The following is a 21,987-nucleotide window of genomic DNA, read 5'->3' on the forward strand; positions in this document are numbered from 1 at the left end:
AGCCGGCGGACTTCGACGTCTTCTGGGACGAGACCCTGCGGACGGCTCGGGAGGCCGGGAGCGATCCGGTCGTCCGGCCGGTTTCCGACTCGCCCCTCACCACGCTCGACGCCTACGACGTGAGGTTCGCCGGCTGGGCCGGCGACCCCGTCGCGGCGTGGCTCCTCGTCCCTTCCGAGGCGGAGGAGCCCCTGCCGACGGTGATCACGTACATCGGTTACGGCGGAGGCCGGGGGCGGGTTGTCGACCACCTCCTGTACGCGTCCGCCGGCTACGCCCACCTCGTCGTCGACAGCCGGGGCCAGGGCCACGACACCCCCGATCCGCACCCGGACGGCGGCACCCACTGGGTGCACGGGTACATGACCCGGGGCATCGAGTCACCCCACGCCCACTACTACCGGCGCCTCGTCACCGACTGCGTCCGGGCGGTCGACGCCGCACGCACGATCCCCCACGTCGACCCGCAGGGGATCGTGGTCCAGGGCGCCAGTCAGGGAGGCGGGCTCGCCCTGGCCGTCGCCGGTCTCACCGGCGACCGCATCGCGGGCGCCCTGCCCGACGTGCCCTTCCTCTGCCATGTCCGGCGCGGCGCCGAGACGGCCACCGAGGGCCCGTACACCGAACTCGTCGACCACCTCCGCCACCACGCCCCGTACGCGACGGAACGGGTCTTCGCCACCCTCGGGTACTTCGACGGCGTGCACTTCGCCCGCCGGGCCACGGCTCCCGCGCTGTTCAGCGCCGGTCTGATGGACCCCGTCTGTCCGCCGTCCACCATCCTCGCGGCTTTCCGCGCGTACGCGGGGGAGAAGGACATCCGGGAGTGGCCCTTCGGCGACCACGCCGGAGGCAGGGGCGCCACCACCGTTGAGCACCTGCGCTGGCTGCGGGCGCACCCGCGCCTGCGAGCATCCTGAGGCGGCCGCGTGCCGGGCGTTCCGGTGACCCGCCGGGCCGGAAGTGCCAGGGGCGCGGCGCACCGAAGGTTCCGCTGCCGGAGCTCGGACGGCTCGCGAACGAGCCGGCTCCGCGGAGCCGGCGGCCGGGGCGTTCCCAGGGCTGTCAGGACACGAGGCCGTACCTCCGGCAGGGAGGTACGGCCTCGCGTCATGCGCCTTCGCGTGTACGGGGCGGGCCCGTGGAACCCCGGGGGGTCAGCGACGGCGTCGGCACCTGGAGAGCCTCGCTCCGGGTGCCTTCGATCACTTCGAACAGGGCACCCGCGACCTCCTCGCCGAAGCGGTGCACGTCGTGGCTCATCGCCGACAGCGGCGGATGCGTGAGCCGGCACAGCTGCGAGTCGTCCCAGGCCAGCAACGACACGTCGTCCGGCACCACGAGCCCCATCTCGGCCGCCACGGCGGCCCCCGCGACGGCCATGATGTCGTTGTCGTACACGATCGCCGTCGGGCGGTCCCGCGTCAGCAGCAGCCCGCGAGTCGCCCGGGCGCCCTCCTCGCCGGCGAATCCGGTCGACACCTGGCGGCGCCCGTCGAGACCGAGCTCGGCCATCGTGGTCTCGAACGCCCGCGCGCGGATGGCGCTGTGCCCGAGCCCCGCCGGCCCGCCCACGCGGGCGATGCGCCGGTGGCCGAGCGCCGCCAGGTACCGCACGGCGTCCGCGGCCGCCGTGGCGTCGTCCGTCCACACCGAGGGGAAACCGCCGGTCAGCGACGGGTGCCCGACGGCGACCGCGGGCATCCCCAGGGCCCGCAGCGGCGGGATCCGGGGATCCTCCCGGTGGAAGTCGACCAGGATCGCCCCGCCGATCGTCTTGCTCCGCCACCACTCCTCGTACAGGGCGACCTCCTCGTCGAGGTCCCGCACCAGACGGAGCAGCAGGGAACACGAACGCTCCGTCAGCACGCTCTCGATACCGGAGATGAACTCCATGTAGAAGGGCTCCAGACCGAGCAGCCGGGCCGGGCGGCAGATCGCCAGGCCCACGATGCCCGCACGCCGGCCGGACAGGCTCCGCGCGGTCTGGTGCGGGACCCAGCCCAGCTCCCGGGCGGCCTCGAAGATCCGCTCCCGGGTCGCCCGCGACACCCCCGGGCGGTCGTTGAAGGCCATGGAGACGGCGCCCTTCGACACGCCGGCCCGCTTGGCGACGTCGTTGATGGTCACCCGAGGAGCGCCGATGCTCACGCCGGGTCCACGCTGAACAGGGCCGCGCGGACCCGCTCGACGCCGTCGAGGTCCCGGAAGCCGCTCACCCGGATCCTCGCCTCTTCACCAGGGAGCAGCGTGAGCAGGCCCCGGTCGGCACTCGCCGCCGGACCGAGCCGGTCGGCCTGGAGGAGGAGGTCCCTCACCAGCGTCCGCGCCGTCACCACCACGTCGACGGCCGTGTCCTCACCGGGGGCCGCCTCCAGCCGGACGTCGTAACGGGCGGGCGGGTAGGCGAACTCCCGGTCAGGCACCGGGAAGTGCACCGCACGCAGCCCGTCGGCGTCGGCGACGAGGAACTCCTCGGGGGATCCGGGAGCGGGCAGCAGTTCCGCCGGGAGCACCGGCCGGGCGACCGAGCGCGGCGCGGCCTCGGCCTCGACCACGTGCCTCGCCAGGACGGTGCCGTCCGCGTCGAACCGCCGCAGGGTCACCTGGGCGTGCCAGGAAGCGCCCGACTGGTTGTCGACGGCGAGCACCGGCCCGTCCTCTCCCGGCAGCAGCGTCAGCAGCCGGTCCGCGTACACCCGGCGCAGTTCGTGGTACAGCGGCTTGAGCCGGCCGTCGCCGTCGATCGCCGCCCACGAGCTCACCGGCCAGCAGTCGTTGAGCTGCCACACCACCGTGCCCGCGCACACCGGCCAGTGGGCCCGCCAGTGTTCGATGCCCGCCGCCACGGCCCGCGCCTGCACCACCTGCGCCAGGTAGTGCCAACGGCCGAAGTCGCCCTCGGGGAGCGGGAAGTGCCGGGCGATGCCCCGGTCCAGTTTGCCGTTGCCGTCCTCGGCCTTCTGGTGGTGGAGCATGCCGGGGGAGTCCGGGGCGAGCCGCTCGCCGGGCAGGGCGCGGTGCAGCGTCGCGAGGGCGGGGGGCGCCTGCCAGCCGAACTCGGCGACGAAGCGGGGGACGCTCGCGCGGTACTCGGCGTAGTCCTGGCGGTTCCACACCTCCCAGGAGTGGTGGGTCCCGTGGCGGGGGTCGTTGGGGTGGTGGTCCCAGGAGCCCGACCACGGGCTGCCCGCCGTGTACGGGCGGGTCGGGTCCAGCTCGGCGACGACGCGCGGGAGCACGCCGAGGTAGTACCCCTCGCCCCAGGAGTCGCCCGCGAGAGGCCCCTCCCAGTCCCAGTCGCGGAAGCCCCAGAGGTTCTCGTTGTTGCCGTTCCAGAGGACCAGACTGGGGTGCGCCATCAGGCGGACAACGTTGTCACGCGCTTCGGCCTCGACCTCGCCGCGCAGCGGCCGTTCCTCGGGGTAGGCGGCGCAGGCGAACAGGAAGTCCTGCCACACCATGAGCCCGAGCTCGTCGCAGACGTCGTAGAAGGCGTCGTCCTCGTAGATGCCTCCGCCCCAGACGCGCACCAGGTCGACGTTGGCCTCGGCGGCCTGACGGAGCCGGGTCCGGTAGCGTTCCGGCGTCATCCGGGAGGGCAGCACGTCGTCCGGGATCCAGTTGACCCCGCGTGCGAAGATCCGGACGCCGTTGACGACGAAGGTGCAGCCGGTTCCGTGCGCGTCGGAGGACCGGTCGAGCTCGACGGTGCGGAAGCCGATCCGGCGTCGCCAGGTGTCGAGCGGCCCTTCCTCCTCGTCGAGCAGGGTCACTTCGAGCTCGTACAGGGGCTGGTCCCCGTAGCCGCGCGGCCACCACAGTCGCGGCGCGGCCACTTCGATACGCAGCACCGCCTCGTCGCCGGTGAAGGAGATCCGGCCCTCGGTCTCCCCCTCCTTCCCTCGGACGGCGGCCCGGACGGTCAGCGGTCGGCCGGTGCCGCGCTCCGTGCGCTCCGCCCGGAGGCGGAGCTCGACGTGACCGGTCGCGCCGTCGACCGTGACGAGCGGGCGGACCTCGGCGAGCCGGGCGGTCGACCAGTGCTCCAGGCGCACCGGGCGCCACATGCCCGCCGTCACGACGGTGGGCCCCCAGTCCCAGCCGAAGCTGCACGCCATCTTGCGGACGTACTGGAAGGGCTCGGGGTAGACGTTGGGTCGCTCCCCGGTGAGCGCGCGGACCCGGTCCGCCTCTTCGTACGCCGAGCCGAAGCGCACCTCCAGGTGTCCCGTGCGGCCCGTGACGTCGAAGCGGTGGGCGCGGTGCATGTTGCGGGTCGTGCCGAGGACGTCGCCGGCCAGGACGATCTCCGTGGCGGTGTCCAGTCCGTCGAAGACCAGCTCCGTGCGCTCGTGTGCGCTGTCGTGGGTCAACTCGGTGACGTAGGACCATCCTTGCCTGCCGACCCACGCGATCTCGGTCTCGTTCCGGCCGATGAAGGGGTCGGGTATGACCTGCGCGGCGAGCAGATCGGTGTGGACGCAGCCGGGGACGCGGGCCGGGAGCAGCGCGCCCTCGTGGCACAGGCTCCAGCCCTCGGTCAGCTGGGTGACGTCCTTCATGTGTGCGGCTCCAATCGCCTGACTGCGGCGGGATGCGTATACGACCCGGACAACCTAGCCGCCCGCACACCGGCTGTCCATGAACCGGTAAAGCTCGGTTCAGTGACGTTCCGTGCACAGAAAGGTGCCAAATGGAGCGTGAATCGACATCGTTGGGGCTTTTCGATAACGATTGGGCATCGCGCGGGAATCATGAGCTTTACCGGTTCACACGGTCCTGTCATAGTGCCGACATCCCACTTTGACCTGAGCCGTAACCCTGAAGGAGTTGGGCACATGGGGAAGACGAAGACGCTCACGGGCGCGCTTCTCACCGTCGCGATGCTGGCCGTGGCGGGATGCAGTGGCGGAGGTGCCGCGTCGGGCGAGACCGCGGCGGCTCCCGCCGATCCGAACGGGGTCTCCGGTGAGATCAAGGTCCTCACTCAGCGGACCGACCTCGTCCAGAACGGCACGCTGAAGCGGTACGCCGCGGAGTTCAACAAGACCTACCCCAAGGTGAAGGTGAAGTTCGAGGGGATCACGGACTACGAGGGGGAGGTGAAGATCCGTATGAACGCCAAGGCCTACGGTGACGTGCTGATGATCCCCGCAGCGGTCGCCAAGAACGACTACCCGAAGTTCTTCGCCCCCCTCGGGCCGGCCGCCGAACTCGCGGAGAAGTACCGCTTCAGCGACAAGACCGAGGTGGCCGGCAAGGTCTACGGCATCGCCCAGTTCGGCACCGCCAACGGCTTCGTCTACAACAAGGCGGTGTGGAGAAAGGCCGGGATCACCGCGTGGCCGAAGACCCCGCAGGAGTTCCTCGCGGACCTGAAGGCCGTCGGCGACAAGACCGAGGCCGTTCCCTACTACACGAACTTCAAGGACGGTTGGCCGCTGGTCCAGTGGACCGCCAACGTGGGATCCGTGTCCTGCGACGCGAAGGCGACCGACAAGCTGGCCGGCCCCGTGTCGCCCTGGAAGGCCGGTGGAGAGCTCCGCACCATCGACACGCTGGTCCACGACATAGTGAAGCAGGGCCTGGCCGAGAAGGACCCGACCACCACGAACTGGGAGACGTCCAAGGCGATGCTCGCCGAGGGCAAGATCGGAGCGATGATGCTCGGCTCCTGGTCGATCACGCAGATGCAGGGGGCGGCGAAGGAGGCCGGCGGCTCACCGGCGGACATCGGATTCATGCCCTTCCCCGCCCAGAAGGACGGCAAGTTCTGCGCCACCCTGGTCTCCGACTACCAGCAGGCCGTCAGCGCCTACTCCGAGAACAAGCCGGCCGCGCGCGCCTGGATCGACTGGTTCACGGAGAAGTCCGGCTACTCGGAGCAGGAGGGCGCGGTGCCGGCGGTGAAGTCGGCTCCGATGCCGGAGACCCTCAAGGACTTCGTTGACAACGATGTCACCTTCGTGGAGCGCTCCGAGGCCAAGACGGCCTTGGTCAACGACATCGACAACGCGGCCGAAATCGGCCTGAACAAGCCCGACTACCGGCAGAAGCTCATCGACACCGCCCGCGGAGCGCAGGAGGGAAGCCTCCAGGACTTCTTCGCCGACCTGAACAAGAGGTGGGACGAGGCGGCGAAGACCGCCGGTTCCTGACACCGGTGGAGCGGGTCCCGGTCGTACGACACCGGTCGGGGCCCCGACCTCCCGCAGCCGCGGACACGAAAGGCCGACATGACCGACACACCTCCTGCCCCCTCCCGGACCGAGCCGGCGCGGAGGCCGCGTCAGACGACGCGGGACGACCGCCCGGCGGGCCCGGCCGCTGTCACGGCCCGGAAACTCCCGGGTGGCACGAGCGCCCGGGGGCGCTCCTGGCGCGATTCCCCGCTCCGGCGCGCCACCCCGTGGTTCTTCCTGGCGGTGCCGCTGGCGCTGCTGATCACGTTCACCTACGTGCCCGTGGCGAGCATGATCTCCTACAGCTTCACCGACTGGGACGGAGTGAGCCCCGACCGCGAGTTCACGGGGGTGGACAACTACGTCCAGATCTTCACCCGTCCCGAGCTCTTCCGGGTCTTCTTCGTCAGCGGCTACTACCTCGCCGCTTCCGTCCTCCAGATCGGCGCCGCCCTCTACTTCGCCACGGTCCTGAGCTTCGACCTCAGGTTCCGCAACTTCTTCAAGGGGATCCTCTTCTTCCCCTACCTCATCAACGGCGTCGCGATCGGCTTCGTCTTCCTCTACTTCTTCCAGGACGGCGGGACCCTCGACTCCGTACTGGCCTGGCTCGGCATGGCCACCGACCATCCCTGGCTGGGCGATCCCACCTCGGCCAACGTGTCCCTGGCGGGCGTGTCGGTCTGGCGCTTCACGGGGCTGAACTTCGTCCTCTTCCTCGGCGCCGTCCAGTCCATCCCCGGCGAGCTCTACGAGGCGGCCCAGCTGGACGGCGCGGGCAAGTGGAAGCAGTTCCGCCACATCATCGCCCCGAGCATCAGGCCCGTCCTCAGCCTCAGCATCATCCTGGCGGTCTCCGGCTCCCTGTCCGTGTTCGAGATCCCCTACATCATGACCGGCGGCGCGACCGGCACGTCGACCTTCGTCATCCAGACGGTCAAGCTCGCCTTCCAGTTCAACAAGACCGGCCTGGCCTCGGCCGCCGCCGTGGTGCTGCTCGCGATCATTCTGCTGATCACCTGGATCCAGCGCCGGCTCGTACCCGACGACAAGGTGGACCTCGTATGACCCCCGCCCTGACAACGCACCGCCGCCGCTTGCCGGTCGGGACCGCGCTGACCTACCTGTCCCTGCTCGCTGCGACACTGGTCGTCCTGCTGCCTCTGGTCGTCGTCCTCCTCACCTCTCTCAAGACGTCCGAGGAGGTCTCCGACGGTGGTGCTCTCTCCCTGCCGGGCGACTGGCTGAACTTCCGGAACTACGCCACGGCGTTCACCGACGGTCACATGCTCGCGGCCTTCGGCAACACCGCCTTCATCCTCGTCTTCTCGGTCGGTGGCACCGTGATCATCGGCTCGATGACGGCCTACGCGGTCGACCGCTTCGACTTCCGGGCGAAGAAGCTCGTCATGGCGCTCTTCCTCGTCGCCACCCTCGTACCGGGCGTCACCACTCAGGTCGCGACCTTCCAGGTCGTCAACAGCTTCGGCCTCGTTGACACCCGGTGGGCCCCGATCCTCCTCTACATGGGCACGGACATCGTCTCGGTGTACGTCTTCCTGCAGTTCATCCGCTCCATCCCCCGCTCGCTGGACGAGGCCGCCCGCCTCGACGGCGCCAACGCGTTCACGATCTACCGGAAGATCATTCTTCCGCTCCTCAAGCCGGCGATCGCCACCGTCGTCATCATCAAGGGGATCACCACCTACAACGACTTCTACATCCCCTTCCTCTACATGCACTCGGAGGACCTCGGGACCATCTCCACCTCGCTGTTCCGCTTCAAGGGCCCCTTCGGCGCGCACTGGGAGGCCATCTCGGCGGGCGCGATCCTCGTCATCCTGCCGACGCTCGTCGTCTTCCTCCTGCTCCAGCGGTGGATCTACAACGGCTTCGCGCAAGGAGCCACGAAGTAGTGCTCGCGGCGTCAGAGGGACGGCTCAGGCCGACGGAGCGGAGGTGCTGCCCCGGGGCACGAACCGGGCGTACTCCTCCTCCACGTTCCCGACCTCCTCGTTCGCGACGAGGGCGAGCAGGGCCCGAGCCGCGCCGGCTCCGTACGCAGGGATGTCCCGGGCGAGGGCGGACAGCGGGGGCCGGACGACCTGGGTGAGCGGCGATTCGTCCCAGGCCACGACGGACAGCTCGCGGGGGATCGAGAGACCGATCTCCTGGGCCACGGACAGCGCGGCCACCGCCATGATGTCGTTGTCGAAGATCATCGCGGTGGGGCGCTCGGCGGCGATGAGCAACCGGCGGGCGGCACGGGCTCCCTCATCGCCGGTGTAGTCGGTGTGGACGATCTCGGGCTCGGGCAGCCCCGCCTCCGCGCAGCCCTCGCGGAGGGCGGCGTCCCGGACGGCGGTGTGTGCGAAGCCCTCGGGGCCGGCCACCCGCGCGATGCGCCGGTGGCCGATCGCCGCCAGGTAGCGCACCGCCTCCCGCACGCTCTCCCCGTCGTCCGACCACACGGCGGGCAGGGAGCCCGCCGTGTGCGGCGGCCCGATGACCACGGCGGGCAGGCCGAGGGCCTCGACCGCCGGCACGCGCGGGTCGTCGGTGCGCAGGTCGACCAGGAACACGCCGTCCACCCGTCGCTCTCCCCACCAGCGCCGGTAGATCTCCAGCTCGCGCTCCTCGCTGTCGACCATCTGCAGCATCAGGGCGTACGCGCGGTCGGAGAGGACGCTCTCGATGCCGCTGATGAACTCCATGAAGAAGGGCTCGGTACCGAGGGTGGACGCCGGCCGCCGCACGACGAGCCCGACCGCCTGCGCGCGAGCACCGCTCAGGGCCCGCGCGGCGCTGTTGGGACGCCAGCCGAGCTCCTTCGCGATCGCCTTGATCGACGCACGGGTCGCGTCGGACACCCCCGGCTGGTCGTTGAGGGCATAGGAGACGGCCACCTTGGACACTCCGGCGCGGAGCGCGATGTCCGCAATCGTCGGCCGCTTCACACGTGACTCCCACTCTGCACAGATCCTCTCAGTAGAGTGACCCTACCCGCAGGGGCCCCGGGGTCTGCCGGACACGGTTCCGGTCCCGGACGCCGGATTACCACCCGGTCCTGATGGATCGCGGCCGAGCGGTGACGCGACTGAAGCCGGCTATGAACGAGTGATCTCCGCATCGGTGGACGGGCTTGGGTCGCTGGAAGAGCCCCAGTGCTTTGTGGGAAAAGTTGCAAAGAATGTTCTTGGTGTGCTGGTGGTACACGCCTCGCATGGCCGCCGAACAGCGGAATCGTCCATGTTTCGGCCAAGCTGAAGGCGGCTGGTCCGGGTATGGCCCGTATCTTGGTCGGCACAGAGCGGGTCCCTGACCGAGTTGCCCGTGGGCGGGAGCTCATTGAGGCGAACACCGACCGGCTCACCGTGTTCCAGCTGCCCACCTACGCCCCGACCTCAACCCGCAGGAGGGCAACTGGTCGCAGTTCAAGCGCTACATCGGCAACCTTGCCGCAGCTGACCTGAGCCGGATCACACGGGCCGTGAAGCGCCGGCTCAAGCAGATCCAGCACCGCCGGGACCTGATCGACGGCCTCGTCGGTCACGCGGTGCGGGCCGATCGCGAAGGGGCTGACGCGCACGCGGCGCACCGGCCCTTCGCCGTCCGCCAGGTAGGCGTGCACGTCGTCGGTGCCCATGACGAACCAGCCGCCATCCAGAGTTTTCAGCCGCCCGCCGGAGCCGGCGCCGTCGTCCTGCGGTTGGGCAGGTGGACCTGTGAGCCGTCCGGTTCGGCGGTTCGGAGCGCCGCCCGGCGTGCAGCAGCCGGGCACATCTCGGGTCATGGTCGTGGATCCCCCTCCGTGGAGGGCGCGTAAGCGCCCGCTTCACTCGTCGACGGCGGGCGGAGCGGTGTGTTCGGCGGTGGGGGTTCCCAGCCATCGGGGGAACGGTCCCGAGGTCGCGACGACCTGTCCCAACGCCACGCAGACGACGATCACACAGCCGCCCGCGATGAGCCAGGAAAGGAACGTGAAGACGTAGCCGAGGGAGCCGTAGTGCGCCCGGCTCTGTTCCAGCGCCTGCGGCATCACGAGAGGTGAGGCGTAGCCGAACGCCGTCATCCCGGCTCCGGTGAGCAGTGCCCCTGGCAGCAGGGGTGCCCAGCCGATCCGCGCGCCGAGAAGCAGGTGCTGGGTCCACCACCACAGCACGACGGACGTCACGACCGAGACCAACACGCCGACGGCGGTTCCGCCGCCGAAGCCCTGTCGGATCGCCGTCTGGAACAGGAAGGCCGCCAGCCAGCCGAGGATCCACACCAGCCACCTCCAGGCCGTGAGACGGGCGCTCCCCTTGGGCAGGTCCCAGCAGCGTTCGCAGACCTGCTGGAGCGCTCGGCTGAGTGCCGTCGCCGAGAGCAGCATGACGATCACGCCTGCCACGCCGATGCTGCTCCTCAGCTCACCCTTCGCGGTGAACGTCTGCTCGACGTCGTCGGTCGGCGCCTCGTCACCCAGGAAGGAGCGGACCGCGTCGACCAGCAGGTCCTTCACACTCTGCGGCGCGAACGCGGCCACGATGATTACCAGCGGCAGCGCCGCCAGGAACGTCTGGGCGGCGAGTCTCGCGGCGGCCTCCATCGTGTTCACGCGGGCCAGACGGGCGACGACCCGCCCGGCGACCGGCATCTGCCGGAGCGCACCCCGAGCTGATCTGGTCCAGCCGACGAGACGTCCCGTGCGGCCGGTGACCTCGAGTCCATCCGCTCCTTCGGCTCCTTCAGCTCCGTCCGCTCGCTCAGGCCGGGCCGAAGGACCGCGCCCGCCGGAGTCCGCCTTACTCAACGGGCCTCCCGTGTGACGTCACCCGAGCGGTGTCCGCACCGCTCGCCGTCGTTGCTCCCTTCCACCTCACCGGTCGCGGGCAAGGCGGCGGCCGGATCGTTCATGTGCCGCCCTCCGCACGTGGTGGTGCCAGGCGTTCGGCGTCGGTCGTGGCGCGGCCGCTCGCCGCCAGGAGGGCGATCACCGCGAGGACGGCCAGCAGGATCAGGACCAGCAGCAGGATGGTCAGGGCCGTGGGGTGGTTCCACAGCGCGAAGAGCAGGGCCACGATCAGCAGGGCGCCGAGAGTGATCCACCGCCGGTTCGCCTCCGTCCAGACTCCCGCCCGTCCGGTACGCACGTGGTGCACGTATCCCCAGGTGGCGGCGGAGCCCGCGGCACGCTCCGCTGCCCCGCGCACCGCGACGGGCAGTCGGCCGGGGCCGATCAGATAGGCACCGAGGGCGATGACGATGCCGAGGACGATCGCCGTGCGCAGAGCAACCCGCAGGAAGTGCAGCAGGGTGTCGAACACGGACGCCGCGGCGGCCTCCGACTGGACCTGTGCCGGGAGATGGTCGAGGTAATAGCGGCGGGCGATCACCAGACCGATGACGACGACCAGGCAGGCGAACGCGGCTCCCAGCGCCGTGCGGGCCAGCGTCCGCCGCCGTTTGTGGGCCAGCAGCACGCCGACGGCGCCGATCACGACGACGATCACAGGGAACCAGTTACCCACCACGTCGAGTGCGTGAGCCCCGTTGCGGATCTTGTCGAGCTTGTCGGACTGGAAGAGCACCATCTGCTTGTTGACGTCCGGGATCTTGCTCGCCGGCGCCACGCCCGCTTCCACCAGTTCTTCCTTGACGCGGTCCACGGCCTCGCCGAGGTCAAGCGTGACCGTGCCGTCGTCCACGCCGACCGCGCCACGGCCTTCCCCGGTCAACGCGTGCACGACGGCGCCGTGGGCCGCCCGGTTGGCGGTCGTCCACACCGTCTCGAACCGGTCGCTCTCCACGAAGCGCGTCGCGACCTTCTCGACCGCGCCGTCGACGGCCGACTCGAGCTGGGGACCGAGTTTCATCACCGCGTCCGCAGCGCGCGGCGGCAGCCCCTGGCTCTTCAGCCAGGCGGCGACATCCGCCACGACCTGAGAGCCGTCGACACGTACGTCGGCCGCCTTGGTGATGCGGTTGACCGCCGCCGCCTCGATGTCCGGATCGCTCGCCAGCGGCGCGACCGTCTCCACGTACCGATCGGTGTCCAGGGCTATGTCGTGCACCCATACGGTGAGCAGCGCGACCGGCACCAGAACGCAGGTGAGCACCAGCAGGACCGCCGAGGAGACGATCCGCGCCCACCTGCCCGCCGTCGAGCCCGCCGACTTCCGGTCTCCCGGCTTACCGTCTCCCGGCTTCCCGTCCGCCGGACCGCCCGCGGCCTCCGGCCGGTCCCCCTCCGGCACGGGTGGTTCCTGCTGGCTGCTCATCAGCGCTCCTGAGGTCTGGGGGTGCCTGCCTTCCATTTCTGCCGTCGAACGGTGTGAGCGCGCGTCCGGATGGGCTGTACGGACGCACCGCCCTTCGCGGGCCCGGGGTCTGCGGCACCCCGCCCCGGGACATGTGAGGCCGGCGCCCCGCTTCTACGGTGATCGGGTGGACGATGGGCAGGCGGATGGTGAGCCGACACATGTGCGCGGCCCCGTCGGGTCGCGCCGCACCCGGCGTATGGGGCGGTTCCGCGGCCAGGGGCTCGGCGCTGCGGCGATCGTGACCGTCGTCGTCGCGGGCCTGGGGCTGCCGCGCCGGGAGCGGTCGCTCCCGCCGACGGGGCTGTGCTACGACGCGGCCACGGCACAGGCCGCGCCGGCCGCCGTCGCAGGCGCGATGATCACTCAGTCCGGATTCATGATCACCGCGGCCACCCTGGTCGTCCAGACGGTCCGGAGCATGTCCGCACGCCTCATCGGGGTCGTGCGGCATTTCACCCATTCGCCGAGCCTGGTGGGGTCCGGCCAAGGCCGACTGCTACCCGCTCCTCGGGGGCTCCCGGAACATGGTCAACAACACCGACGTCCACCTGACCCTCTTCACCAGCAAGACCGGCGCCTGCATGAGCAACCACCAGACCGCCGGCGGCCCGGACCGGTCCTGCACGGCACCTTCACCAGTCGCAAAGCCGACAGCTGACGGTGAGCCCCACAGGCCTCCTCCTCCCGATCGGCGTGGAGGTCCCCTGCTCCGGATATGCGGTCGACGTGCCGCTGAGGTTCGACGCGACGCGCACGGGCCTCACCTGGATGGTCCTGCCCGGCTGTGTCACACGCGGCGGCTCACGAGCCCACGCATAGGGTCAAAACCCTAAGTATCAGGATGTTCGTCCATCTTTCGGACGGATCGAATGTGAGGACAGGTAGGCCCGTGGCGCGTCGTCCCAACATTTTGCTGATCGTCACCGACGAGGAACGCGCCGTCCTGCCCCGGGCGCACGGGTACTCGCTGCCCGCCAGGGAGCGGATCGCCGAGCGCGGTGTCACCTTCGACCGCTACTACACCGCCTCGGCGCAGTGCAGCTCGGCGCGGTCGGTGATCTACACCGGGCAGCACCTGCCGCTGACCGAGATCTACGACAACGACAACATCCCCTACATTCGTCCGCTCGACCCCGGTCTGGGCACGCTGGGCACGATGCTGCGCTCGGCCGGCTACTACTGCGCCTACCAGGGCAAGTGGCACCTGTCCAACGCCTACGTCTCCCCGCAGAACCCGGCCCCCACCACGAACGCCCTGGAACGTTACGGGTTCAGCGAGTTCAACGACTGGGGCGACATCGACGGCGGCGCCTGGGCCGGGTTGAAGCTCGACCCGGTGATCGCCGGGCAGGCCGTGCACTGGCTGCGCGACCGCGCACCGGTCGTCGCAGCGGAGCAGCCGTGGTTCATGGCGGTGAACTTCGTCAACCCGCACGACATCATGAGCTTCGACTACGGCGGCCGGCCCCAGGTGCAGCTGCCGCCGCCGCTGGCCCATGCTGTGCGGTTGAAGGCCGCCGCCGACATTCCGGTCTACCGGCGCCGCTGGGACTTCGACCTGCCCGCCAGCCTGCACGACGACCTGTCCGGCGCCGCCCCGGCCATCACCGAGTACCAGCGCATGATCGACACCGTGTTCGGGCCGGTGGCCTCCGACGAGCACTGGTACGACGGCCTGAATTTCTACCTCAACGCCCTGCGCGACGTCGACCGCAGCATCGAGCACGTGCTGGACGCCCTCGACGCCTCCGGCCAGGCCGACAACACCGTTGTGGTCTTCACCGCCGACCACGGCGAGATGGCCGGCTCCCACGGCCTGCGGCAGAAGGGCAGCCTGGTCTACGACGAGAACCTCCACGTCCCCCTCGTCATCGCCCACCCCGACCTGACTGCCGGCACACGGACCGATGCCCTCGCCTCCGCGGTCGACCTCGCCACCACCCTCCTGGCATTCGCCGGTCTCGACCAGGCCGAGACCGCCACCCGCCACCCCGCCCTGAAGGGCCGGTCCCTCATCCCCGCGCTGCACGGCGGGCAGGTGCGCGACGGCGTCCTGAGCGCCATCGAGTCGATCATGATGCTGGACGCCGATTTCTGGTTCGAGTTCGCCGACCCCGACGCCCCCCGGCGCATCGAGGCCGGCGAGCTGCGCCCGGACTGGACCAAGCGGGGCTTCCTGCGCGCCTGCAACGACCACCGCTACACCTTCGGCCGTTACTTCGCGCCCCTGGACCCGAACCGGCCCCGGTCTGTCGACGAGCTGTTCGCCCACAACGACGTCGTGCTCTACGACCGCCAGGAAGACCCCGCGCAGATGCACAACCTGGCAGCCGACCCCGCGCACCGCGACCTGGTCGCCCACTACAGCGCCCTGCTGGAGCGGCTGATCGACGCGGAGATCGGCGCCGACACGCGCGCCTGGGTCACCGAACGCCCACGCCTGATGGGCTGGCCCACCTGGCACGGCGACACCGAGCCGGCCGCCCGTGCCGCCACTGGGCGCTGACAACAACACGTATCCTGCGGCCCACCGGCAGGGTCGGCAGCAGTCGGCCATTCCACCGTCGGCCGCGGCGAGCCGCACGATCATCTGGCCGCGACCGACCCCGCGGGCCAGGAACCGCGTTCACAGCCCGTGTTCGGCGGTGATCCTCCCGTCGCGTTCGGCTTGCTCCAGGGCGGCGAAGTCGCGCTCGTTCTGGTCCGCGTACAGGGACGAGAACTCCGCGATCGCGTGGGCGAACGTCTTGTCGTCGCCCAGATAGGAGGCGATGGCGATGCTGTCGCCCGAACGGGCGTGCGCCCTGGCCAGGGTCCACCCGCACAGTTCGCCGTACCGGGCGAGGCCACCGGGAACCATCTGGCCGATGTCGACGGAGCCCTTCCAATCCGCCAACTGGCGGACGTAGAAGTCCCGGTATCGTCCGTCGATGCCTTCCGAGGACTCCCAGCCCAGAAGGATGTCACTGGCCGCCTGCATGAGCCGCTGCCCCTGGACGACACGCTCGCCCTCACTCTCGTAGGCCGGACCGTGCGGCAGGAACTCCGCAAGAACGGACGGCTGTGCCTCCTTGACCTGAAGGAACAGCGGATCGTCCGAGTCCCGTCCGGTCATCAGGGCGATCCAGCAGCGGGTGCCCACGCTGCCCACCCCCACTACTTTGCGTGCCAGGTCGACGAACTGGTACTCCTGCGCCAGACAACGCCGGTCCGACGGCAGTGAGGCCCGATAGCGGTCCAGCACTTCCAGGATCACCGTCTGAAAGGCCTCCCGCTGCTTCTGGGGCAGCAGGTCAGCGATCGGCACGATCAGAGGCGGGTCCGCGACGATACGGCGCCGGTCCCCGACCACCTCGGTGAGTTTGCCGAAGGCCCGCATGCTGTCGCGGGTGTGTGCCTTCGCGATGGTCTTGTCCAGCTTCTTGCGAGCGTCCTTTTTCAACCGAGCCGTCAGTAGCTGCGTGATGTCGTCGACGTCGGCCCGGGCATACCAGATGTCGAGCACGCGCATGCCCGCGAAGTCGGCCATCGCCCGCTGGTATCCACGTACGGCGGTCCGCTGGATCTTGGCGCGTTCCTTGGGGGTGAACCCGTTCTCCCGTGCGGCGATCTCCAAGCTCGCCGCAAGCCGCTTGACATCCCACTCCCACGGCCCCGGATACGTCTCGTCGAAGTCGTTGACATCGAACATCAAGCGACGCTCGGGAGAAGCGAACAACCCGAAGTTCGACAGGTGGGCGTCGCCGCACAGCTGCACGTTCAGGCCGGAGACCGGGGCGCGCGCCAGGTCCGCGGCCATCACGGCAGCGGCGCCGCGATAGAAGGTGAAGGGAGACACCAACATCCGGCCGTATCGGATGGGAACGAGTTCCGCGACGCGTGACTCCGCCTGACGCTCCAGGACCGCCACGGGGTCTGCACGGTCCAGGCCGGTATCGAACCCGGCGTGCGCACCGAGCGGAACAGCCTTCCTGGCAGCCTCACCCTTCGCCGCGCGTTCGGCCGACGTCAGGTGAGCGGGCGGGGTGGCCGGGGCCGGACGGGGCCGAGCGGGCGCCGCACGCCCGTACCCGGCCTTCCCGGTACTGCCGGAGGCTGACCGCGCCCCGGTCATCGCGCCACCGACCCGAATCGGGTGAGCTCGTTGCGGGCCCTGCTCATCGGAACCGTCCTCTCGTCCTGGTGACGTGCGTGCAGGCGACATGGCCTCAAGCCTTGAGCTCGTGCGCCACTGTGCCGCCTCTCCATTAGTCCGAGTCGCGCGACGGGACGGAGAGTTGCCACCGCAGACATTGCGCCGCGCGTCCGACCCAACCGCCAAGGGGCGCAGCCAGGTGGAGGAGGCGACCGAGCTCATCCGCGCCCGCGGTGGTACGGGCAGCGACAGCAGCCGGGCCCGCGTGCTGGAAACCGAGCTCTACAGCCGCTCACGCGAACTGAAGGAGATCAACGAGCGCCCGCGTCGGGTCCATGAGCGTCAACGCGAGGTCGCCTGGCCCTGGAGGTGTCACTGGTCCCGACAGCGATCGGGGATCACCGGGTAGCCGTCCGCTACCGGCCCGCCGTCGGCGCTCTGGACGCGTGCGATGACGGGTAGGACCTCGTCGACCTGCCAGGGGACCGCATCGCGGTCGCTGTCGGCGACGTCGGCGGCCACGGCCTGGAGGCCGTGGGTGTCATGGGGCAGCCGGCCTTCGCCGAAGGCTCCACCCCGGTCCTCTACTCGGACGGCCTGAACGAACGCCGCGACGAAGACATCGACGTCGACCTGGGCCGCCTCGTCGAGGCCCTCGCCCAGCACGGCCGGGCCGACCCCGAAGCCCTGGTCGACGCACTCCTGGCCTGCCCCTCCCGCCCTCGGGAAGGATCGACGACACGGCCCCGGTCATCACCCGACTGTCAACCGTGTTGTCGCGCCGCACGGGAAGGCTGGAATCGGCGCCGTGCTCGATTTGATTCTCCGCGCGGTTCTGCCCACGTGGGGGGTGTCATGTCCCACGCATCCCGCGGTTCTGGCAGCACAGCCGCCGCCGTGACTTTGACGCCGAACGGCGACCCCGTTCTCACCGCTCGGTTCGCCGTCCCCGACGTGCCCGAGACGTTCATCCGCAGGCCCGGCGTGACCAGTGGCCGAGTGTTTCGCAACGAGGCCGGCGGCTACGTTGATGCAGCGGCCTACGGCAAGACATGGGAGCGGGCCCGTAAGGAGGTCCTGGCTCCCGATGAGCAGCCGACGCTGCTCGCGAAGAGGCCCTATGACCTCCGGCATGCCGGGATCTCGTTCTGGCTGCAACTCCGGTGTGGATCCTGCCGAATGCGCGCGCCGGGCCGGCCAGAGCATCCAAGTGCTCTTCCAGTACTACGTCAAGTTCCTGGACGGTCTTCGGGAGCATTCCAACCGGCTCATCGAGGAGTCGATACAGGAGTGGAGCCGGCGCAGCGAAGACAGCAGCCCCAAGGGCTGAGCCGCAATCTGGCCCGTGTATGGCCCGGAACTGCCGGTCAGGACTGGGATACCGGTGGGATGAAATGGGAGAAGGGGGTATTTCGACACCTCCCCCATAGGAGGGACGTGCGCTCCAAGAAGGCGCCTGACCCGGGGAAAACCCCGGGTCAGGCGCCTTCTTTCGTGCCGCTAGAAGAATCCCAGCTTCTTCGGCGAGTAGCTCACCAGCAGATTCTTCGTCTGCTGGTAGTGCTCCAGCATCATCTTGTGGGTCTCCCGGCCGATGCCCGACTGCTTATAGCCTCCGAAAGCACTGTGCGCCGGATAGGCGTGGTAGCAGTTCGTCCAGACGCGGCCCGCCTGGATCGCGCGGCCCGCGCGGTAGGCGGTGTTCGTGTCGCGGGTCCAGACGCCGGCGCCGAGGCCGTAGAGCGTGTCGTTGGCCGTGCGGATCGCGTCGTCGAAGTCGGTGAAGGAGGTCACCGCCACCACCGGGCCGAAGATCTCCTCCTGGAAGATCCGCATGCGGTTGTCGCCCTCGAAGACGGTCGGCTGGACGTAGTAGCCTCCTGCCAACTCGCCGCCGTGTTCCACGATCTGGCCGCCCGTCAGGATCTTCGCTCCCTCCTTCTGGCCGATCTCCAGGTACGAGAGGATCTTGCGGAGCTGGTCCGCGGAGGCCTGGGCGCCGATCATCGTGTCCGTGTTCAGGGGGTGGCCAGGGACGATCTTCTCCGTGCGGGCGACCGCCGCCTCCAGGAAGTCGGCGTAGTGGCCGCGCTGGACGAGGGCGCGCGAGGGGCAGGTGCAGACCTCGCCCTGGTTGAGGGCGAACATCGTGAAGCCTTCGAGGGCCTTGTCGCGGAAGTCGTCGTCCGCCGCCCACACGTCGTCGAAGAAGATGTTGGGGGATTTGCCGCCGAGTTCGAGGGTGACCGGCTTCAGGTTCTCGGAGGCGTACTGCATGATCAGCCGGCCCGTCGTCGTCTCGCCGGTGAAGGCGATCTTCGCGACGCGCGGGCTTGACGCCAGCGGCTTGCCGGCCTCCTCGCCGAAGCCGTTGACGACGTTCAGGACGCCCGGCGGCAGCAGGTCCGCGACCAGGCTCAGCCAGAAGTGCACGGAGGCCGGGGTCTGTTCGGCCGGCTTGAGGACCACCGCGTTCCCGGCGGCCAGCGCCGGGGCCAGCTTCCAGACCGCCATGAGGATCGGGAAGTTCCACGGGATGATCTGCGCGACGACACCCAGCGGCTCGTGGAAGTGGTACGCCACGGTGTCGTCGTCGATCTCGCTCAGCGCGCCCTCCTGGGCCCGCAGCGCGCCCGCGAAGTAGCGGAAGTGGTCGATGGCGAGCGGGATGTCCGCGGCGAGCGTCTCCCGGACCGGCTTGCCGTTGTCCCACGTTTCGGCGACGGCCAGTGCCTCGAGGTTGCTTTCCATGCGGTCCGCGATCCGCAGCAGGATCCCCGCCCGCTCCGCCGGTGCCGTCCGCCCCCACGCCGGGGCCGCCGCGTGCGCCGCGTCCAGGGCGCGTTCCACGTCCTCTGCGGTGCCGCGCGCGACCTCCGTGAAGGGGCGGCCGTCGATCGGGCTGGGGTTCTCGAAGTAGCGGCCGGCCGCCGGGGCGACGTACTCGCCGCCGATCCAGTGGTCGTAGCGGGCCTGGTACGACATGAGCGCGCCCTCGGTACCGGGTGCGGCGTAACGGGTCATGGGCATGGCCTCCCTGGGACGCGCCGACCGTCCCTGGCCGGCGTTCACGCCCGAGTGTGGTGACCCGTACGTTGCAAGTCCGTTGCACCCGCGGACAGTTCCGCCTCCAGGGAGTCGAGCCTCGCCCGTACGGGAGGAAGCTGGGCCGCCGGTACGGCCGCGCACAGCGCCCGCCAGACCACCACGTCGTCCTCGCCCCACGCGCTGTACGCCCAGTCCGCGAGCAGCCCCGGATCGCGCCGGTCCACCAGCGCGGCCCGCAGCCGTCCCGCCAGCCGCTCCCGCAGCCGTACGACCCCGGGCGCGGTCGACGAGGGCAGCAGCGGGCCCGCGTACTCCCCGGCCGCCGCCGCGACGGCCCCCGAGGCCAGCCGTCTGTCGACCGTCGCGAAGTCGGCGTCCACCGTCCCGGCGAGCCGGTACGGGCGTGACCGCAGGACGTCGGGGCCCAGCAGCGCGCGCAGCCGGGACAGTTCCGCCCGCAGGGTCACCGGGGTGATCGACTCGTCCTCGTAGAGGAGAGTGAGGAGTTCGTCGCCGCCGACTCCCTCCGGGCGGTGCGCGAGGACCACCAGGATCTCGCTGTGGCGGCGGCTCAGCCGCAGCCGCCGCCCGCCCACCGAGAGCACCGCCTCGTCCCGGCCGAGCGCCGACAGCCTGAGCCGCCCCGGGTCCGGCGCCGGCCCGAGCAGCGCCAGCTGGGACTCGGCCGCGCGCGCCACCGCCTGCACGAAGCCGAGGCTGTGCGGGTGCGCGAGCCGTTCGCCGCCGGTGATGTCGACCGCGCCGAGCACCCGGCCGCTGTGCGGGTCGTGCACGGGGGCCGCGGCGCAGGTCCACGCCCGCACCGGACGCCGGAAGTGCTCCGCGGAGACCACCTGGACGGGACGGTCGACGGCCAGGGCGGTACCTGGTGCGTTCGTACCCGCCGCCGCCTCCGACCAGCGTGCACCGGCCACGAAGTTCATCGCCCTGGCCTTCCGCAGGGTGCCCGGATGGCCCTCGACCCACAGCATCCGCCCGGCGGCGTCGCAGACCGCGAGGAGATGCTCCCCGTCCGTCGCGTACGCCCCCATCAGCTCCCGGATCACCGGCATCGTCGCGGAGAGGGGGTGGGCCTCGCGGTACGCGGTGAGCTCGTCCTCGTCCAGTTCCACCCGGGCCGCCCCGTCGGGGCTCACGCGCGCGCGTACCGACCGGCGCCAGGACGCGGCCACCAGCGGGCGGGCCTCCCGGGTGCGCGGGTCGGTCTCTCCACCCGGGTCGGTCTCTCCACCCGGGTCGGTCTCCCCGGCCGGGTCGGTCTCCCCGTTCGGGGCGGCCCCCGCGCTCGGGCCCGTCTTCGCCGCGCGGGGGGCGGCTTCCCCGTACGGATCGAATCTCGCCGCCGGATCCCGTTCCGTCCGTGGCTCCGCGGCCACCCGCGCATCGCTCAACTCGGCCTCCTCGTCGAGGTCGTCCCGGCCCGTCGCGCTCATCGTGGTGTGCCCGGGGGCCGCCGACAAGCCACCGCACGCCCCGGCATATGCACCTTGTCCGGGACCGGCCCCCGGCCCCTCACGTAGAGTGGGCCTCGGGCCGTGACTGGCGCTTGAGGTGGATCACCACCGGGGAGCGGCCCGGCGGAGCGTGCCCACCGGCGCGACCGTGCCGATGCCGTGCGCCTGGGCGAGAAACCGGTCAGAGACGACGCCCAGGAGTTGCCATGTCCACCAGCACCGCCACCCTCATGGACGGCACGGCCCTCGCCCGCCGCACGGTCGAGGAGACCGCCGCCCGAGCCGCCGAGATCACCCGCCGCACCGGCGTCACCCCGTGTCTCGCGACCGTCCTCGTCGGCGCGGACCCGGCCTCCGTCACGTACGTGAAGATGAAGCAGAACCGCTGCGCGAAGGCCGGAATCCGCTCCAAGCACGTCGAACTGCCCGCCGAGACCACCACCGAGGAGCTCGTCGCCGCGATCACCGCGCTCTCCGAGGACCCCGAGGTCCACGGCATCCTGCTCCAGCACCCGGTCGGCCCGCACATCGACGAGCGGGCGGCCTTCGAGGCCATCGCCCCCGAGAAGGACGTCGACGGCGTCACCATGGCCTCCTTCGCCGCCATGGGCTTCGGTCTGCCCGGCTTCGTCTCCTGCACGCCCGGCGGCATCATGCGCCTCCTCGACGCGTACGACGTCGAGCTCAGCGGCAAGCGCGCGGTCGTCGTCGGCCGCAGCGCCATCCTGGGCAAGCCGGCCGGCCTGCTGCTCCTCGGCCGCGACGCCACCGTCACCTACTGCCACTCCCGCACCCAGGACCTCTCCTCGGTCGTCCGCGAGGCCGACGTCCTCGTCGCC

General features: G+C 70.5%; 17 protein-coding genes, 1 pseudogene and 1 riboswitch. Of the genes and pseudogenes, 9 read left to right on the forward strand and 9 right to left on the reverse strand.

All coding sequences use genetic code 11. The features are described from left to right. On the forward strand, window positions 1-920 hold a 920-nt coding region (locus tag CCN56_RS16380), incomplete at its 5' end, for an acetylxylan esterase (protein ID WP_107484165.1). A gap of 190 nt (window positions 921-1,110) precedes the next feature. Here the strand turns inward: CCN56_RS16380 and CCN56_RS16385 are convergent. Together CCN56_RS16385 and CCN56_RS16390 are read right to left on the reverse strand one after the other, a co-directional pair. Beyond that, entirely contained in the window at window positions 1,111-2,130 is a 1,020-nt protein-coding gene (locus tag CCN56_RS16385) for a LacI family DNA-binding transcriptional regulator (RefSeq protein WP_373412859.1), read from the reverse strand. Between the two features lie 17 nt (window positions 2,131-2,147). Further along, window positions 2,148-4,565, reverse strand: coding sequence for a glycoside hydrolase family 2 protein (locus tag CCN56_RS16390; protein ID WP_086827596.1), 2,418 nt, complete (start codon window positions 4,563-4,565; stop codon window positions 2,148-2,150). A gap of 276 nt (window positions 4,566-4,841) precedes the next feature. Here CCN56_RS16390 and CCN56_RS16395 point away from each other — a divergent pair, with 276 nt between their 5' ends. The 3 genes from CCN56_RS16395 to CCN56_RS16405 all read left to right on the forward strand — a co-directional run bounded on the left by CCN56_RS16395 (window position 4,842) and on the right by CCN56_RS16405 (window position 8,101). Next, window positions 4,842-6,161 carry an ABC transporter substrate-binding protein gene (locus CCN56_RS16395; protein ID WP_086827598.1) on the forward strand — a complete coding sequence of 440 codons (1,320 nt, stop codon included), beginning with the start codon at window positions 4,842-4,844 and terminating at the stop codon, window positions 6,159-6,161. Between the two features lie 78 nt (window positions 6,162-6,239). Further along, a complete protein-coding gene (locus tag CCN56_RS16400) occupies window positions 6,240-7,253 on the forward strand; it encodes a carbohydrate ABC transporter permease (RefSeq protein ID WP_086827600.1) in 1,014 nt (337 codons plus the stop codon). After that, entirely contained in the window at window positions 7,250-8,101 is an 852-nt protein-coding gene (locus CCN56_RS16405) for a carbohydrate ABC transporter permease (protein ID WP_086827602.1), read from the forward strand. The genes CCN56_RS16400 and CCN56_RS16405 overlap by 4 nt, the downstream gene beginning before the upstream one ends. A gap of 24 nt (window positions 8,102-8,125) precedes the next feature. On the opposite strand, the gene CCN56_RS16410 is transcribed toward CCN56_RS16405, so the two are convergent. The 4 genes from CCN56_RS16410 to CCN56_RS16425 all read right to left on the reverse strand — a co-directional run bounded on the left by CCN56_RS16410 (window position 8,126) and on the right by CCN56_RS16425 (window position 12,448). Then, a complete protein-coding gene (locus tag CCN56_RS16410) occupies window positions 8,126-9,142 on the reverse strand; it encodes a LacI family DNA-binding transcriptional regulator (protein WP_086827604.1) in 1,017 nt (338 codons plus the stop codon). Window positions 9,143-9,576: 434 nt separating this feature from the next. After that, window positions 9,577-9,978, reverse strand: a complete 402-nt coding sequence (locus CCN56_RS42610; RefSeq protein WP_143664531.1) for a formylglycine-generating enzyme family protein — start codon at window positions 9,976-9,978, stop codon at window positions 9,577-9,579. Window positions 9,979-10,020: 42 nt separating this feature from the next. After that, entirely contained in the window at window positions 10,021-10,824 is an 804-nt protein-coding gene (locus CCN56_RS16420) for a YhjD/YihY/BrkB family envelope integrity protein (RefSeq protein WP_086827605.1), read from the reverse strand. Window positions 10,825-11,080: 256 nt separating this feature from the next. Beyond that, complete coding sequence (locus CCN56_RS16425) at window positions 11,081-12,448, reverse strand: hypothetical protein (RefSeq protein WP_086827607.1); 1,368 nt, start codon at window positions 12,446-12,448, stop codon at window positions 11,081-11,083. 166 nt (window positions 12,449-12,614) lie between these two features. Between CCN56_RS16425 and CCN56_RS42615 the strand changes: the two genes are divergently transcribed. Together CCN56_RS42615 and CCN56_RS16430 are read left to right on the forward strand one after the other, a co-directional pair. Continuing rightward, complete coding sequence (locus CCN56_RS42615; protein WP_143664532.1) at window positions 12,615-13,148, forward strand: hypothetical protein; 534 nt, start codon at window positions 12,615-12,617, stop codon at window positions 13,146-13,148. A gap of 231 nt (window positions 13,149-13,379) precedes the next feature. Continuing rightward, complete coding sequence (locus CCN56_RS16430) at window positions 13,380-14,996, forward strand: sulfatase-like hydrolase/transferase (protein ID WP_179199861.1); 1,617 nt, start codon at window positions 13,380-13,382, stop codon at window positions 14,994-14,996. 120 nt (window positions 14,997-15,116) lie between these two features. Here CCN56_RS16430 and CCN56_RS16435 read toward each other — a convergent pair whose 3' ends face one another. After that, complete coding sequence (locus CCN56_RS16435; protein WP_086827611.1) at window positions 15,117-16,604, reverse strand: DUF2252 domain-containing protein; 1,488 nt, start codon at window positions 16,602-16,604, stop codon at window positions 15,117-15,119. 217 nt (window positions 16,605-16,821) lie between these two features. Here CCN56_RS16435 and CCN56_RS44595 point away from each other — a divergent pair. Together CCN56_RS44595 and CCN56_RS16445 are read left to right on the forward strand one after the other, a co-directional pair. Then, window positions 16,822-17,446, forward strand: a pseudogene (locus CCN56_RS44595) (SpoIIE family protein phosphatase); the annotation flags it as partial. 299 nt (window positions 17,447-17,745) lie between these two features. Beyond that, window positions 17,746-17,955, forward strand: coding sequence for an integrase (locus CCN56_RS16445; RefSeq protein ID WP_256961992.1), 210 nt, complete (start codon window positions 17,746-17,748; stop codon window positions 17,953-17,955). A gap of 170 nt (window positions 17,956-18,125) precedes the next feature. Here the strand turns inward: CCN56_RS16445 and adh are convergent, their stop codons facing one another. Together adh and CCN56_RS16455 are read right to left on the reverse strand one after the other, a co-directional pair. Further along, on the reverse strand, window positions 18,126-19,649 hold the full coding sequence (gene adh / locus CCN56_RS16450; RefSeq protein ID WP_086827614.1) for an aldehyde dehydrogenase: 1,524 nt from the start codon (window positions 19,647-19,649) through the stop codon (window positions 18,126-18,128). A gap of 44 nt (window positions 19,650-19,693) precedes the next feature. Next, window positions 19,694-21,127, reverse strand: coding sequence for a GAF domain-containing protein (locus CCN56_RS16455; protein ID WP_256961993.1), 1,434 nt, complete (start codon window positions 21,125-21,127; stop codon window positions 19,694-19,696). Between the two features lie 92 nt (window positions 21,128-21,219). Beyond that, window positions 21,220-21,326, forward strand: a riboswitch (ZMP/ZTP riboswitch). A gap of 28 nt (window positions 21,327-21,354) precedes the next feature. Between CCN56_RS16455 and CCN56_RS16460 the strand changes: the two genes are divergently transcribed. Further along, on the forward strand, window positions 21,355-21,987 hold a 633-nt coding region (locus CCN56_RS16460), incomplete at its 3' end, for a bifunctional 5,10-methylenetetrahydrofolate dehydrogenase/5,10-methenyltetrahydrofolate cyclohydrolase (RefSeq protein ID WP_086827615.1).

It is taken from the genome of Streptomyces sp. NRRL B-24572 (assembly GCF_002156145.1).
GTDB classification, from domain to species: Bacteria; Actinomycetota; Actinomycetes; order Streptomycetales; family Streptomycetaceae; genus Streptomyces; species Streptomyces vietnamensis.

What these genes read in the sequence shown, in the direction of transcription:
- CCN56_RS16405 (WP_086827602.1), top strand. Translation starts at nt 7,250, where the DNA reads ATGACCCCCGCCCTGACAACGCACCGCCGCCGCTTGCCGGTCGGGACC.
- CCN56_RS42610 (WP_143664531.1), bottom strand. Translation starts at nt 9,978, where the DNA reads ATGACCCGAGATGTGCCCGGCTGCTGCACGCCGGGCGGCGCTCCGAAC.
- CCN56_RS16420 (WP_086827605.1), bottom strand. Translation starts at nt 10,824, where the DNA reads ATGCCGGTCGCCGGGCGGGTCGTCGCCCGTCTGGCCCGCGTGAACACG.
- CCN56_RS16395 (WP_086827598.1), top strand. Translation starts at nt 4,842, where the DNA reads ATGGGGAAGACGAAGACGCTCACGGGCGCGCTTCTCACCGTCGCGATG.
- adh (WP_086827614.1), bottom strand. Translation starts at nt 19,649, where the DNA reads ATGACCCGTTACGCCGCACCCGGTACCGAGGGCGCGCTCATGTCGTAC.
- CCN56_RS16425 (WP_086827607.1), bottom strand. Translation starts at nt 12,448, where the DNA reads ATGAGCAGCCAGCAGGAACCACCCGTGCCGGAGGGGGACCGGCCGGAG.
- CCN56_RS16435 (WP_086827611.1), bottom strand. Translation starts at nt 16,604, where the DNA reads ATGACCGGGGCGCGGTCAGCCTCCGGCAGTACCGGGAAGGCCGGGTAC.
- CCN56_RS16390 (WP_086827596.1), bottom strand. Translation starts at nt 4,565, where the DNA reads ATGAAGGACGTCACCCAGCTGACCGAGGGCTGGAGCCTGTGCCACGAG.
- CCN56_RS16455 (WP_256961993.1), bottom strand. Translation starts at nt 21,127, where the DNA reads ATGAGCGCGACGGGCCGGGACGACCTCGACGAGGAGGCCGAGTTGAGC.
- CCN56_RS16400 (WP_086827600.1), top strand. Translation starts at nt 6,240, where the DNA reads ATGACCGACACACCTCCTGCCCCCTCCCGGACCGAGCCGGCGCGGAGG.
- CCN56_RS16445 (WP_256961992.1), top strand. Translation starts at nt 17,746, where the DNA reads ATGACCTCCGGCATGCCGGGATCTCGTTCTGGCTGCAACTCCGGTGTG.